We start from the raw sequence: 13,573 nt of genomic DNA on the forward strand, positions 1-13,573 counted from the left end.
TTTTTACTAGTGACGCTATTTGATACGACTGGTACAGTACTTGGCGTAGCTGAACAAGCAGGACTGATGAAAGGTAACAAGCTTCCAAGAGCTGAACGTGCCCTACTATCAGATTCTGTCGCTACTCTATTCGGTTCCATGCTAGGAACATCGCCAACTTCTGCTTATGTAGAATCTGCATCTGGTGTTGCTGCTGGCGGTCGCACCGGGCTTACTGCCGTGTTTATTGCTCTGTTGCTAGGAATTGGCGCTTTTTTTGGTCCACTAATTAGCGCCGTATCAGGATTGTCTGCCATCACCGCTCCTTCGCTCATTATCGTTGGCTCCTTGATGGTTGGCAGTGTCCGCCACATTAATTGGGAACTACCAGATGAAGCTTTTCCTGCTTTCCTGGTTTTGTTAAGCATGCCGCTTACCTCCAGTATCGCTACTGGGATCTCACTAGGGTTTATTTCATACCCACTGATGAAAATTTTAAGAGGCAAATGGCGCCAGGTGCATCCATTAGTCTATCTCTTTGGCGTTTTATTTGCTATTCAACTAATCGCTGTTCCTCATTAATAGAAGCAAAAATAAAGACAAAAAAGAAGTCAGGATTTAATTCTGACTTCTTTTTTTGTAGATACCATACTTACAGCCTGCATAGGAGCGATCCAGCAACCTAAAGACTTGGCGGCCACTGTGTTCTTATTTTTGTATGCCCCACTCATTTTGAAAAATTAATTCCTGCAAATTACGCCGTTTCTCCCATTGAAGAACTTCCAATAGCGGACGATCAGGATATTCATTTGTATAGCCTAATGAAAGCAAGGCTACTGGCTCAATGTGCGGAGGTATTCCCAAGATTTCACGGACATCCGCTTTCTTATAAAAGCTAACCCATCCAAGGGCAATTCCTTCTGCACAGCTAGCCAGCCACATATTTTGAATCGCGCATGCCACTGACAAGACATCTGTCTCTGGAATCGAATTGCGACCAAGGACATGGGCCCCTCCCCTAGTTGGATCATTTGTAATACAGATAGTCAGAGGAGCTTCTTTTAGCCCTTGAACCTTGATTCCCATAAATTGATCACTGCGGTCTGTACCTTCATAATGAATAGCCAGCGCGCGTCGTTCTTTGTCTGCAGCATAAGCTAGCTTATCCTTTATTTCTTGATCTGTGACCATAATAAAATTCCATGGTTGCATAAAACCCACAGAAGGTGCATGATGCCCCGCTTCTAAAATTCGTTGAATAGCATCTTCAGGCAATGGTGTATCCAAAAAACTACGAATATCCCGTCTCCCTTCAATCGCTTTATACACGCCTTGTTTTTCTTGTTCAGTAAATTGAAGCATTTGCTTATCTCCTTAGATGTTTTTTTGTTCAAGTTACCCATTGTTAGAAAACAGTTGGAAGTCGAGCCTCATCAAGCAGTGTTTTATTCCTCTTCTAATCGTACAAAAAATCTCCCACCAACAGTAGGAGATTTTTTGTGACATTTTTTATTTTCCGTAAGAACCGTTAGCAAATGTACTAGGGTCCCACCATTTATAACCAGCGGCTGGAGCTGCCCAAGGCTCTTTTTGTGGTTCGATTGTTTGGGACGGAATTTCATTTTCTGGACCAGTTGTAATGAGAGGAGTCGCCGTATCCAGCTTTAAGCCTTGTACCTGCTGAAGGTTTTCGTAATTCTCTTGTTTTGCTAACCAATTGATTAGGTTAATAAGTAGCACAGCATCGTCTTGTTCTTTGAATCCGTCATAGGTTTTCTTCTTTTGGCCATTCTCTTCACGCAAATACTTCGGGGTAGCATCTTCTACCGGAGAAGAGTCACCGATAAAAGCAGCCTTTCCTTTCCCCAGCTTAGCGATAGCTACATACGGGCCTTCCTCCACTCCACCGCCTTTATATACACCTTTATCAACAGAATGGGCCCATTTTGCATTTGTTTTTGGCAAATAAACGATTCCCTTTGCTTTTTTCGGTTCAACAATGGCAAGTGTGCTACCCGCGTGCATTGCCACGCTAGATACGCCCTCTGTAATTCCCAACGCCTGAGCAGGACTCACAATGTTGGTTGCATTTATGTCTCCAAGCGCATTGTAGCGGAACCGGATACCAAAGTTGTCAGCCAGCCAATCAGAGCTTGCTACCCCTTGCATAGCTTCCGAGTTACGCTCCTCCTCGCTCATTCCCTTAGCTGGATCAGCCCACGCTCCACGACGATATCCGTTCATCACTTCCGAGGCATCCCAACGATTCTTGTTACGATCTGCATTGTAGTGATCCCCGATAAAAAAGATGCTACCGCCATTTTTTACAAATTCAATCATTGCTGCTTGTTCAGATACCTTATAAGGAATGTTGGCCTCTCCAATTACAAACACGGTATATTCTTTCAGATCGTCATAGACAATCGGTGTTGATTTGCGTAATTCCTTCACATCATAGCCGGCTTGAGCGATCGCATTCGCAAAGTCAGAGAAGCCTCCATCAATAACCCAGTCTGCCGCTCCTGCTGTTTGTCCATGCGTATTGTCAAATAACACCTTTTTACCCAGAGGGGTACCTTTTGCAGAGATAAACGGAGCCGGATCGTGAGGACCTTCAGCCCAGACTGAGTTCGTGAATAACGTGGAAGCTGCTAGTGTTACAACAAGAGCGCCCTTCCAAAGCTTTTTAGCTATCAAATAAGATGAACGAAACATCGTAGACCCCTCCTTATTCTTATGGCACAAGTTGAATATGTGTATAGGTGGCAATTCCTTTTTTGCTAAAATACGCTTTATCATGCAAAACACCGGTGATTTTCACTTTTTTACCGGTGGCATTTGCTACGGCATATGGTCCATTGCGGTCTGCATTCGCAAATTTTACGATAAGCGCATCTGTAGTTTCGTCCCCTGGCTGATCAGCAAGATAAATACCATAGCCTGCAAATTGGGCATTTGGCTCTACCGTCTGTACATAAGCTTCGAGTGTAATTGTCGTTCCTTGTGGCAGGGCTAGGGCTTGAGCTACTGTCAGTCCCGCTCCCTCCTTGGTTACCTCCAAGCTTAAACGTACTTTTTGCGCATACCCTTCGACTGTTCCTTCAAAGCTGAATGTACCTTCACTGCTTGTATCTGCTACATTCGGATTCCAGCTATCTACTTGTACCTGCTGTTTGGTCCCATCGCTCATGGAAGCCAATACAGTTGTAGGTAAGGTGTAATTGGCTCCTTGTCTCACAGAAGCAGTAATATCGCCAACATTAATAATGCTTGGTGCCCCTGTTGATTCCGTTACCAATACATAAGCTGCTTCACTTTGATAATGAGTCGTTGGATTGCTAGCAATGACTTCGAGTACAGTTCCTACTGACTGTGCTGGAATTTTTACACCGAAAGCTCCTACCTGATCTGCCTTGTCAGTCCCTACTAACGTCGATCCTGTACGAACATGAATGTCTGTTCCAGGCTTAGCTGTACCTTTTATATGCGAGTCTGTCACTGTAATTGGATGAACAAGAGGTACATCTCCCAAAGGAAGTACTCTAATCGAAAATGCTTTCTGTGACTGGGCAGACCCTAACTTGATTGAAGCGATTAGCACTACATCAGTTACCTTGGAAACAGCAGCTCTGTTTACATGTCCATTATCAAGCTCTACTATGGCTGAATGGGCTTGGTCCTGCAAACTCCATTGGATCGCAACATGGTTTGCACCCATTTTTGGTAGAGACACGCTTGTAGCAATACCATCATAGGTAACCCTCAAGCTAGCTTTCACTGCCTCTACTGCTTCCTCGTCCGTGATTGTTTGGGCAGGTACGGTGAGCAAGAACACTTTCGTATCCATGCTAGTCCCCTTTTTCAGAGTAGCTGTTAAGGTTACTTTTGCATCTGCCAAACCTTTTGCTGGACGAATGACTTTTCCCTGCTCCGAAATAATGGCTGATTGATCGGATACCCAGGTAATTGTCGAGCCATAAGCACCGTTGGTAGGCAAAGTCAGATCAGTCCGAGCTGTGCCACTCACATCCCCTACAAAAAGAGCTGCTTTATCTGTTGCCACCCGATCTGCATCGGTAAGTCCACTGCGTAAAATAACAATATCTTTTACAGATCGTGGATAAACCTGAGCCGAGCCTTTAAAAATAGAAGCTATTCCAGTTACATCCACCGCATCTTTTTCACGTAATTCCGGCAGGCTAACCCCATACTTCCCTAAAAAAACATCAATCGAGCCCGTCGAGGTCTCCACTACAAGCTTACTAGGAGTGACCTTGAAACCGTTGCTTCCGCCAAGCGAATCAGCATTCCTTGCTTCTTGATTAGCTGGCTTGCCTCTACAGAAATAGCTTGAGGTTCATTGACCGTACCTGTGATCGAGAATTCGGCTTGCATAATTTCAACTTCTCCGTTGTACGTATCTTTCAAGCCTTTTGTAATGGTAATCACATCTCCTGGCTTCACCTGTGTTTGTGTAGTAGGTTGGAATACCAGAATACCTGCTTTGTCATCTTGAATATAAAAGCTATTCCGACTGTCTGAGACTGTACTTACTACCCCTGTAGCTGTTACGATCGGGGTTTTGTCTGGCAATTGCCGTATGGTTGACAAGCCATGCTTTTCTTCAGTAGGCGCTAACGTATAACCAGCTTGCTCAGCCTCTTGTGTGCTGTTAAAGAACACACGATTTTCTACAGCAACCTTTTGAAATTCGAGAGGCTGTACATAGAATTTTGTACCAGCATCCCCAACAGGACGGCTTAGTACCTTTTTCTGTTCACGAGCCCGGAATTCAAACGGCAATTCACTCAATGGGTCTTGGGCATTCCAAATTCCAATTCCTGCTTGCTTCGCTTCCTTGACGGCTTTCGCGTATTGCTTAAATGTCTCATCCTTGACTGGCCAGATGATATACATGCTGGCATATCCGTCTTTCACCATTTCCAAATTAACGTTACGGCCATCTGGAAGAATTACTTCTGCTAAAAGGCGACCGTATGCATCAATAGGTGTGGAAGCTGGTTTAATCGTAATCGAATCTCCTGGAGCTATTAATTTTTTTAGATGCTGTTTGGCACGTTCGCCATGAGCTTTTTGGTTTTTATCTTTACTGCTATTGTCCGTACCGTTGTATACCTGGGTATAGTCAAAATTAGGATCTTTTATATGATAGGTTTCCGCCGTATCCATATTGACAAATCGAACCGTATCTACCCCAAGAACTGGCTGAGATAAATGAATCGTATCTCCATCCACCACATCCTTCACAATGGAAGGGTAAGCTTCTTTTGGCTGAGGTGTTGGCAGTTGATCCTGTAACAGGAGCAAATCCGTTTGTTTACGCGGAAGTATTTGATACAGATCATTATATTGTGCTAAAACACCCTCTACCTGATACCACTTACCTGCCGTAAGCTGTGCTACGTCAATGCTCTCTTTCATAACACGGACTGTCATGCCTTGGAAATGCTCATCAATCATCCGTAGGTTATAGCCACCGCCTGATTCACTGTTTGGAACAGATAGTAAGAATGCCTGCGAGGAGATTAGCATTCCTTCATATTTTTCTGCTAGTGCCGCTTGGTTTAATTGAGCTACTGTCAAGGATTTTGCCTCAGGCACCTGATTCCCCGTACTTACCACGACGATATCTTCTGATGTTTCCGGAATGATTTCTGTCAAATTTTTATAAACAACAATCTTCCCTGTTACTTGAACCAAATCTCCCTCTTTTAGATCTGGATAACTGGTCCATTTACTTGCAAACAAATTAATCCCTGCTGTCTCATCCTGTATATACGTAGACAGCTTTCCACCGCCAAGCGAGGCGTTATCCGCCGTGACGATCCCTTGAAGCGTTACGACTTCATTTACTCGTTGTTTCAAGTCTGCAATGGAAGCAATACTAGCCGCTAATGACTCCGAAACAACTGTCTCTGTTAACAGGTTACCGGCTGTATTTTGAATCGTATTGGCTTGTAAACGTATCTTATTATCGTTTCCACGCAGCCCTTGAGCCAATGTAACGATTAGTGACTGTCCTTTAATGGAAACAAGATCGCCTTCCGTAAGAGAAATGAAGTCACTGCCGTTCCTAGCTGTTTGGATCGCGTCGCGTAGTGCTTCTTCAGAAACCGCCAAGGTAATTTCGTCATCAAAACGTAAGGTAATTCGCTTATTGTCTTCATCTAACTTCGCATCCAAATACACAGGTGCTTTCGTGTTTTTGGAATCTTTGAAATTTATGGAAAATTTTGGTGAAACTAAGTGAGAAAGAGCGCCAAATACCATATCATGCTTCACGATTACGTACACATGATCAACGCTGTCTTTCGCTTCATGTTTCACTGCTTTTCCCAAGAAAGTGATTCTAAGTCGATCCTCGCTCTCCAGCTTAGCTGTGTAGCTGAGTCCCTCTGGTAATCCTTTGACTTGTACGCTTGATTTCAAAAACAGAGGCAAAAACTTGGCATGATGAAGTTCCACTAGAAGTGAGTCAGAAATCCCCCCATCATTAGCATCCGATTCATGTAAGCTACTAGCAGACAAGCTTAGTGATGGGCCAGGCTTCTTTACAAGGACTGGGAACAGTGCTATCCGATGATCCACTTCCGCTTGGATAATGGCTAGCCCAATTGCTTTAGCTGTAACAACACCCTCCTCATTCACTGAAGCGACTCGTCTATCTGAAGAACTCCAATTTACGGCTTTACCTTCCACCTCTCTTCCGCGGATATCGTATGCAACCGCTTTCAAAGTTAGGCTTCCATCTAAAGCAGAATCGATTTCTAGGATATTATCGTCTGCTAGGTTTTCTATCTTTACAGCAAACACTTTGCTAGAAGTAGCCTGTACCAGAAAAGATTTTGCTGTTTTTTTCGAGCCGTACGCATCCACGCGTACAGTTACCCGTTTATCCAGCTCTCCACCTTTGATTGGTTCAAATTGGATACGAGCGGTTTTACTTGATTCATCCCAAGCGAAATCAGTTGCTTCTAGTGAAGACCATCCTTCTAATAGACCCCCTTTGACTGAAAGCTGAAAATCCTCTGGTTCTGGTGTATCCTCTGGAATGTCAGATAACGTAATGGTTACCTCCCCATTGACCGCAGATACGTCCTGCACTTTTAGCTTCTTTTGTTTTACACGCTGAGTCACGTCTTGTGGTGCTGATGTTTCTTGTGGCGTTAATGCTTCTTGAACTTCCGATGTTTCTGCCGCTTGTACAACTACAGGTAGGCTAAATGAACATACCATACAGAGAATCATGAAGACATTCAACCATTTTAGATACCTTTTTCGCTGCGACAATTCAGTCACTCCTTTTTACGTAATTTTTTGAAAAAGAACGAAAATGAGACCTGCCAGTATATTCCCTATTTCAGAAAAATAGGAAAAAGTATTCTGGCATTTTCACTATATGGTAGAGTTTCATTTTTTACATGATCATTTAGTAGGATTTTTTCAAGAAATGCAACTTTTATGATCATTCTCACTGTTAGTATAAAATACTGATGTGAATTTTAGACAAAGCTTATATTAGATAATTGTAAAAATATTCTAATTTATTTTTTATAAATTTTACAATTAGTTTAGGATAAGACTGCCTAACTATTACTCTTAAGAATATAGACTGCCTCTTTGTTATAGAGTTTGCCTGTTTTTTCGGAAATTCTTTATTGGGTGTAAATGAAATCTGTTCGATGATGAACACAGAAAAGGAATGCACTACGCTCTTTAACAGCCGGGTGATATAGTTAAAGGGGAATGGAATCCGTGCCTTACGTGATAAATGATCACTGATTTGTTTTAGCAGATATGCCTGTCTTCCTTACTCCTTTAAGGCAAAAATAGTTCATTTTAATCGCAGTTGATCTACAGCATGTACAAATCGTGTAGTATGAAATCACGCTCTCATATAGCTCACCAGTAAACCAGTTCGTTTTCACTCAACATCGACTGAACCCATCAGATAAATGCATTTTAGTTAACAGGGTGGTTCACTACGCAAGGGTATTATCTTCTAAGCTTTATAAAAGAAGCGATTTCTCTCATAAGATAGACGTATACGCGGAAAAATGTGAAGCTTTTCCCGGGAAAGGATGATTGGTACATCATGAAAATCAACGTATATTACGACTACTTGGAAAATCGGTTAGCCCCCCTCTGGTATGTCATTACCTTTCGGGAAACCGAGCTTGATTGGAACAAGGAGCGAGCTTATATACCGATCACAGCCCCTTTTCAAAGAAAGGATGCAGAAGACTTCGATCCAGACTTATTAGGGCTTACAGTCACGTTAGGAGAATTAATGGTTCATCCTAAGAAGCCCGGAAAGTTCGGGATTAATCTCAGAGCCTTGAAGGAACAGGCTGAACGGCATGGGGTTGATCATCAGGAGATTAGACAGTTCGTACTTCAGGTCGGGGATATAGAAGAGGTCATGCAAATGAGTTTCATACGTGATAATAACAAAGGCGCTACTCGTTAAAAGAAGCGCCTTTGTTGCTTATTTATTTGATTTTCGAATCCATTCCAGTACGCTATCTCGCAGGTTTTTCGTATATTTTTGGCCTGGCTTTTTCGCATCAAACCCATTTAGATACTTAATGGCTTCATCAATATATTTATTGGCATCCTTTTCATAATCACGGATGTCTTCTAAATCATCTTCATCAGAACTTTCTAGCCAATCCTCAAAAGTGCGTAATGATTTTTGTTTATATTTTACTGCATCATTGAGCAGTTCAATAACGTCATCCATTCTACGTCTGTCACTTTTGCTTACTTTATCACCAATTTCATCAGATAAAGCCTCCATCCGATCTCTCATAATTTCGATCGGAACTGTAGCATACGTGTACGTCTGCTTTAGCATTCCCACATTAGGAGTGACGTTTTGATTTAATTTACTGTAGATCGCTTTATTTAACGTATCCGTTGTCTTTTTCATCTGGGATGCTAGCGAGGCAATGTTCTGTATATCCTGAAGCATCATGCCTGAATGATAACTCTTTGATTCGTAGGGAATGCTTTGCATTAAGGTGTTTAGAACATCTTTATTCCCCATTACGCGTTGGGCTTCCTGAGTAAGAGCCGAGGAACCCCCTGTTCCCCCAAAGAACAGATGTGTGACAAAAGAGGCATCATCCTTCATGTAAGCTAATTTACGCAAATTTTGCAACGGTTCAACCGGAATATATACCTTGCCGTCTATTACAATTCCACGCTCGTTAATGGGGGAACGATCTACCGTCAAGGCTACCTTTTGGTAGTTTCCCTCTTGCCCATATGGACTCACTACTTGAGTTGCCGCGAAAACGGTTGTGCCTCCAATCGCAAGCAATGCGGCAGATAAGGCGACTAACTTCAATCCTTTCATACAACGTCCTCCCCTGTGATTAGCAGAAAACCTTCCTTGTAACCAGAATGGCCAGGAAGGTTTTCGCTTTTATTTCATCCAGTTCCTACTTGACTTCAGCAACAGCTGGAATCAGTTTTTGCATTGCCATGACACGAGCCATTAAGATCGCTGCATCACCGCGAAGCATGTTAGCTTTTGGCTCAAAGATATAGCCTTGTTTCGGGTCATTCGGATCTACTGGAGAACCGATGATCAGTTTTTTCTTGGCGATTTCCACTACAGCAGGAGCTGCATATCGATCAACCAATGGTGCATCCTTGAACAATTTTGTTAAGTTTGCAGTTGTTTTTGCTGCATTGGTTTCCGTTTTTAATTTCAACGCACGCGCTAAAATAACGGCAACCTCTTCACGAGTAATTTTACTATTTGGTTCGAAAATCTTTGGTTCTTTACCGCGAACGATTCCCAAACGCGCTGCTGTTTCAATGTGACGGTAGTCGTACTTCTGAGTACCATTGTAATCAAACGGTACATCCACAAACGATTGACTTGGCGGCTTTTCTACTAATGGAAGCTGCAAGGCACGCACGATCATCGCTGTAAATTCACCACGTGTCGTTTCTGTATCTGGCTTAAATTCCACTTCGTTATCCGCTTTAATAACTCCTTTAGCAAACATTGCTTCTACTTGGTTGCGTGCATATTGATGAGTCACAACATCTACAAAGGAATCGTTTAGCTTAGCTACTACATAATAGCCAAACTTGTCAAATGGAACAGTGATCGTTTTCTTGCTCACATTCACCTTACCGCCAAGATTTTCCCAGAAGAACTTGTTCGGGTCATATCTCATTACGGTTAGATGATTAGCTGCATCCGAAACAACATTCGCATCGTATGCAAGCTCTAGCGTACCGCGTTTGTTTGGTACAAGCACGCGATTCACAGGAACATCGTTAAAGTTATACAGCTTCAGACTATCTGTTAACGCACGTGGCATGATTGGCAGCATACCATATGGATACGGATCATAGTCTTCCTTTGTACCTGGATCATCAGCTAAACCTGCATCCATCCAGAATACATTCGATGCTTTTACAAAATGTGTATCAAAGGAATGCTCGAAATCACGACCCAAGTCCTTAATCACATCATCAAAGTTTTTCGGTCTTTCTTGTAGATAATCAAAACGGTCAACAACGCCATCCTCTTTGTTAGCAATTCCGTATAGGATGTTATGGGCCTTGAAAACTTGACCTCTCAAATTCTCTGGTACGTTATAATCGTAGCGAACCAGATACGTATCTTTCGGGAATGTCAGGTTTAACTGCTTTTCGAAAATATTCGTTTTCGCAGTCATTGGTGCCATATGTTGCGCGCCTGGGATAGTACTTAGTGCATAGAATACCTCGAACGAATCATTTACGACATCGCCATTAGCACTCTTCACCGTAAAGCTAATTTTGTTCGCCTTGTTAGGTTTTAGATCTGTAATGACCGCTCTAAAGGCGTTCGGGTAATCAATTTTCCCGTCCATATCGCCGTCGTAGTCTACTTTTGTCGCAACATTATTTTTGCCGAATGTAATGCTGTCCGCACCTGGTGCATCAATGATTACTTCAACAAAGTTTTGATTCAAGGTAGCTTGACGCGGCAAAATAGGACGAACAATGTCGTACATTAAGCCTGGCGCACGAACTTCCAAACGAGAAGTTGATTTGGAAGAGCCGTTTACCCCGTTATTGTAAACGGTAAAGGTATAAACTAGTTTTGAACCATCTTTAGGTAATTCAATGTCGGAAAGAATGAAGGTAAAGTATTTTTTGTCCTTCAGATACTTCACTTCCAAATTGTCGACCTCTTGGCTTCCCCAAGTGTCTTTTCCATCAATTAACAATTTGTTTTTACCTAAAATCCATTTTTTATCATACTTATCATCAGAAGACTTGATTTCAAGTACATATTTCGGCTCATTACCAGCCTCAATATCATTCTTCATATCGTTAAGTCTTCCTTCGATAGCGGAAGTTGAATCTGGCAGATCAATAAAATCAAAGGTACCAAAGACATTCATTTTCTTTTCTTTGGTTGTATACACTCCGTCTTTTCCAGTAAAGCGGTTGTCCTTAGAAGGCTTCTCTGTTGCATAAGGATAAATTCCTTCTGTGCCGCCTTTTGGAACTTCAGGGTAGTTGTTGGATAGTAACGAAATTTTGTACGTTTTTTCGTACAGAACGTTACCTTTTTTGTATCTGAAAACCAAGGTGTTTTGACCTTCAATAAAATTAACCTTTGTACCGGGTTTCATTTTAAAGTGATAGTTGTCACCTTTTGGCTCTAATGGAATATCGCTGTTATTCAAAGTCAGCTTGATCGTACCGTTTGTATAGCTAGCTGCCTCAAGCTCCACATTGCTAACAGTACCCTCAAATTCTCCCATGCTAGTAACAAGCTTTTTCTCGTAGTCAGTAATCGTTGGATCATAATCAAAAACCTGACCGTCTTTGATCTTGGCAAATTCTTGAACTGGTCCAGAAGCTGATGTAATTTGTAGAGAATATTCATCTTTACCATTTGAGCTCTCAACCTCAAACTCTAGCTTTTGCGTTCCATTAACTGGAAGTTCCCTAATGGTGAACCAGAGACGTTCACCGCGAACGGTTCCAGTAGCAGGACTAACGGTAACAGGAATCTTGCCACCGCCTTGTCCAATCGCATGAACGGTGATTTTGTTTACAGTACCTGTATTTTTCGTTAGCAGAGCGATAGAGAATGGCAATTTATTAATGGTAGTATTCGCATCAAATTTATTGCCTTCTTCATTTCCAGCCGGTATTTTGTCCGATTGGATATACTCTGCACCTGTAATTTGGAACTTGCTGTCATCCTTGATGGTGTAGCCAAAATCGCTGTTTGTATCGTATACGCTAGAAGCTTCTTTAGTTGACTGCACTGGATTAAATCCATCCATCGCCACCGTATAGCGTTTCCCAATCTCAAATGGGAATACTGCTGGTGCTCCTGGCTTTGGTGCTCCTGGATCATCAGGTGGATTTCCATCAAGTAACTTATCACCTTTAAAGCTATAGCGGTAATGATGATACTCAGCACCGTCTGGCTGCTTGGTTAACTCTGCATGCTTGAACGTGATATTCGCCTTTGCAGTACCAGATAGGCTACCTTCAAAGAAGCGAACCTTCATGATTTCTACTGTACTTGCAGCTGGGGTAAAATTACTGTCCACAGGGATCATCAAATCACCTGAGAAGGTAAAGTCAGCAGCATTTGGTGTACCTTTAGACAAGAGCATTGGAAAATCTTTTAAATCATACTCAGTTGCTGAGCCATTTACGGATACCTTTGTATCAAAAAAAGTAGCCGTTCCGTCAAAGTAAATAACTTCTCGTTTGGATTCAATAACCTGATCTTTATTGGTCAATTTGAATGTAAGGACGTTCTTTCCTTTTTTCAAATTCAACTGACTGATAATAAAGTAGTTATCTGCTGATTCATTTACAAATGCTGAACGTGACTCTCCGTCGCTTTCCACGATTACCTTTGTAACGTTAGGAGCGTTCCCCTCAATTGTAAAAATGCCATTACCACTTGTAAAACGCTGTGTTACAACTGTTGCACTTTGTTCATTCAAAGGTAGCTTTTGTGCACCTGATTTGAACTGTAGGTTATACAAAAGCGGCGTATCAATATAGTTCACTTTAAACGAAGAAGTTATCTCGGAAGCACCATTCTTCCCGCGAAACGTAATTGTATTTTCACCTGGGAACAATTCAATGTTTGCAACACGAATCCGTCTTCCGTCATCTGAAACGATAACTCCCGTTGTCTTCTGTGGACCTTCTTTTCCGTTTTTCGGTGTTACCGTATAACTAATGCCTATGGAAGAAACCTGATTTAAAGATCCCTCAAGAGATAGATATTTGTCATTAACAATCTCAGGGAGATTTTCAAATATAAAGTTATTCCCGCTACCAGCTGCACCTGCGCCCATCGGATAAAACGGGATCACGGTCAGCATCATGACTAAGGCCAACAGTGCATGCAATATCCTTCTGGTCATTCGTTCCCCTCCTCTAATTTTACTGTGTGTTTCTCCTCAAAGAAAAACATACCCATTTCTTTATATCGGTAAGAACGTTGTAAATATTAAGGTTTTTAGCTTTATTTTTGACAGAGAAAAACTTTTATCTTCCATATTTATTCCAATAATAG

At 42.0% G+C, this 13,573-nt stretch carries 8 protein-coding genes (1 of these 8 running past the window's edge); 2 read left to right on the plus strand and 6 right to left on the minus strand.

The features are described 5' to 3' along the window. Nucleotides 1–561 carry the end of an NCS2 family permease gene (locus BRLA_RS17375; RefSeq protein ID WP_003336586.1) on the plus strand. Its footprint begins 741 nt before the window's first position, so the window shows 561 of its 1,302 coding nt (coding positions 742–1,302); its start codon lies off the left edge, out of view; its stop codon occupies nucleotides 559–561. A gap of 126 nt (nucleotides 562–687) precedes the next feature. Here BRLA_RS17375 and bluB read toward each other — a convergent pair whose 3' ends face one another. From bluB to BRLA_RS17390, 4 genes are all read right to left on the minus strand, one after another. After that, a complete protein-coding gene (gene bluB, locus BRLA_RS17380; protein ID WP_003336585.1) occupies nucleotides 688–1,341 on the minus strand; it encodes a 5,6-dimethylbenzimidazole synthase in 654 nt (217 codons plus the stop codon). 147 nt (nucleotides 1,342–1,488) lie between these two features. Beyond that, on the minus strand, nucleotides 1,489–2,694 hold the full coding sequence (locus BRLA_RS17385) for a hypothetical protein (RefSeq protein ID WP_003336584.1): 1,206 nt from the start codon (nucleotides 2,692–2,694) through the stop codon (nucleotides 1,489–1,491). A 19-nt stretch (nucleotides 2,695–2,713) separates the two neighbouring features. Continuing rightward, the gene (locus BRLA_RS24835) at nucleotides 2,714–4,231 is read right to left on the minus strand and encodes an immunoglobulin-like domain-containing protein (RefSeq protein WP_003336583.1); all 1,518 of its coding nucleotides are present in this window, start codon (nucleotides 4,229–4,231) and stop codon (nucleotides 2,714–2,716) included. Continuing rightward, a complete protein-coding gene (locus BRLA_RS17390) occupies nucleotides 4,231–7,290 on the minus strand; it encodes a thermonuclease family protein (protein WP_003336582.1) in 3,060 nt (1,019 codons plus the stop codon). The genes BRLA_RS24835 and BRLA_RS17390 overlap by 1 nt, the downstream gene beginning before the upstream one ends. Before the next feature lie 805 nt (nucleotides 7,291–8,095). Between BRLA_RS17390 and BRLA_RS17395 the strand changes: the two genes are divergently transcribed. Next, nucleotides 8,096–8,470 (plus strand): hypothetical protein, encoded by a 375-nt coding sequence (locus tag BRLA_RS17395; protein WP_236867766.1) that lies wholly within the window; start codon nucleotides 8,096–8,098, stop codon nucleotides 8,468–8,470. A gap of 18 nt (nucleotides 8,471–8,488) precedes the next feature. Here the strand turns inward: BRLA_RS17395 and BRLA_RS17400 are convergent, their stop codons facing one another. Both BRLA_RS17400 and BRLA_RS17405 read right to left on the minus strand, forming a co-directional pair. After that, nucleotides 8,489–9,361 (minus strand): hypothetical protein, encoded by an 873-nt coding sequence (locus BRLA_RS17400; RefSeq protein ID WP_003336580.1) that lies wholly within the window; start codon nucleotides 9,359–9,361, stop codon nucleotides 8,489–8,491. Between the two features lie 85 nt (nucleotides 9,362–9,446). Next, the gene (locus BRLA_RS17405; RefSeq protein WP_003336579.1) at nucleotides 9,447–13,421 is read right to left on the minus strand and encodes an S-layer homology domain-containing protein; all 3,975 of its coding nucleotides are present in this window, start codon (nucleotides 13,419–13,421) and stop codon (nucleotides 9,447–9,449) included. Nucleotides 13,422–13,573: the final 152 nt, after the last annotated feature.

Origin of the sequence: Brevibacillus laterosporus LMG 15441 (assembly GCF_000219535.2) — a bacterium.
Classification (GTDB): Bacteria; Bacillota; Bacilli; order Brevibacillales; family Brevibacillaceae; genus Brevibacillus_B; species Brevibacillus_B halotolerans.

Bases quoted from the DNA above. Each gene is read 5' to 3' on its own strand.
- bluB (WP_003336585.1), bottom strand. From the start codon at position 1,341: ATGCTTCAATTTACTGAACAAGAAAAACAAGGCGTGTATAAAGCGATT.
- BRLA_RS17385 (WP_003336584.1), bottom strand. From the start codon at position 2,694: ATGTTTCGTTCATCTTATTTGATAGCTAAAAAGCTTTGGAAGGGCGCT.
- BRLA_RS17395 (WP_236867766.1), top strand. From the start codon at position 8,096: ATGAAAATCAACGTATATTACGACTACTTGGAAAATCGGTTAGCCCCC.
- BRLA_RS17400 (WP_003336580.1), bottom strand. From the start codon at position 9,361: ATGAAAGGATTGAAGTTAGTCGCCTTATCTGCCGCATTGCTTGCGATT.
- BRLA_RS17405 (WP_003336579.1), bottom strand. From the start codon at position 13,421: ATGACCAGAAGGATATTGCATGCACTGTTGGCCTTAGTCATGATGCTG.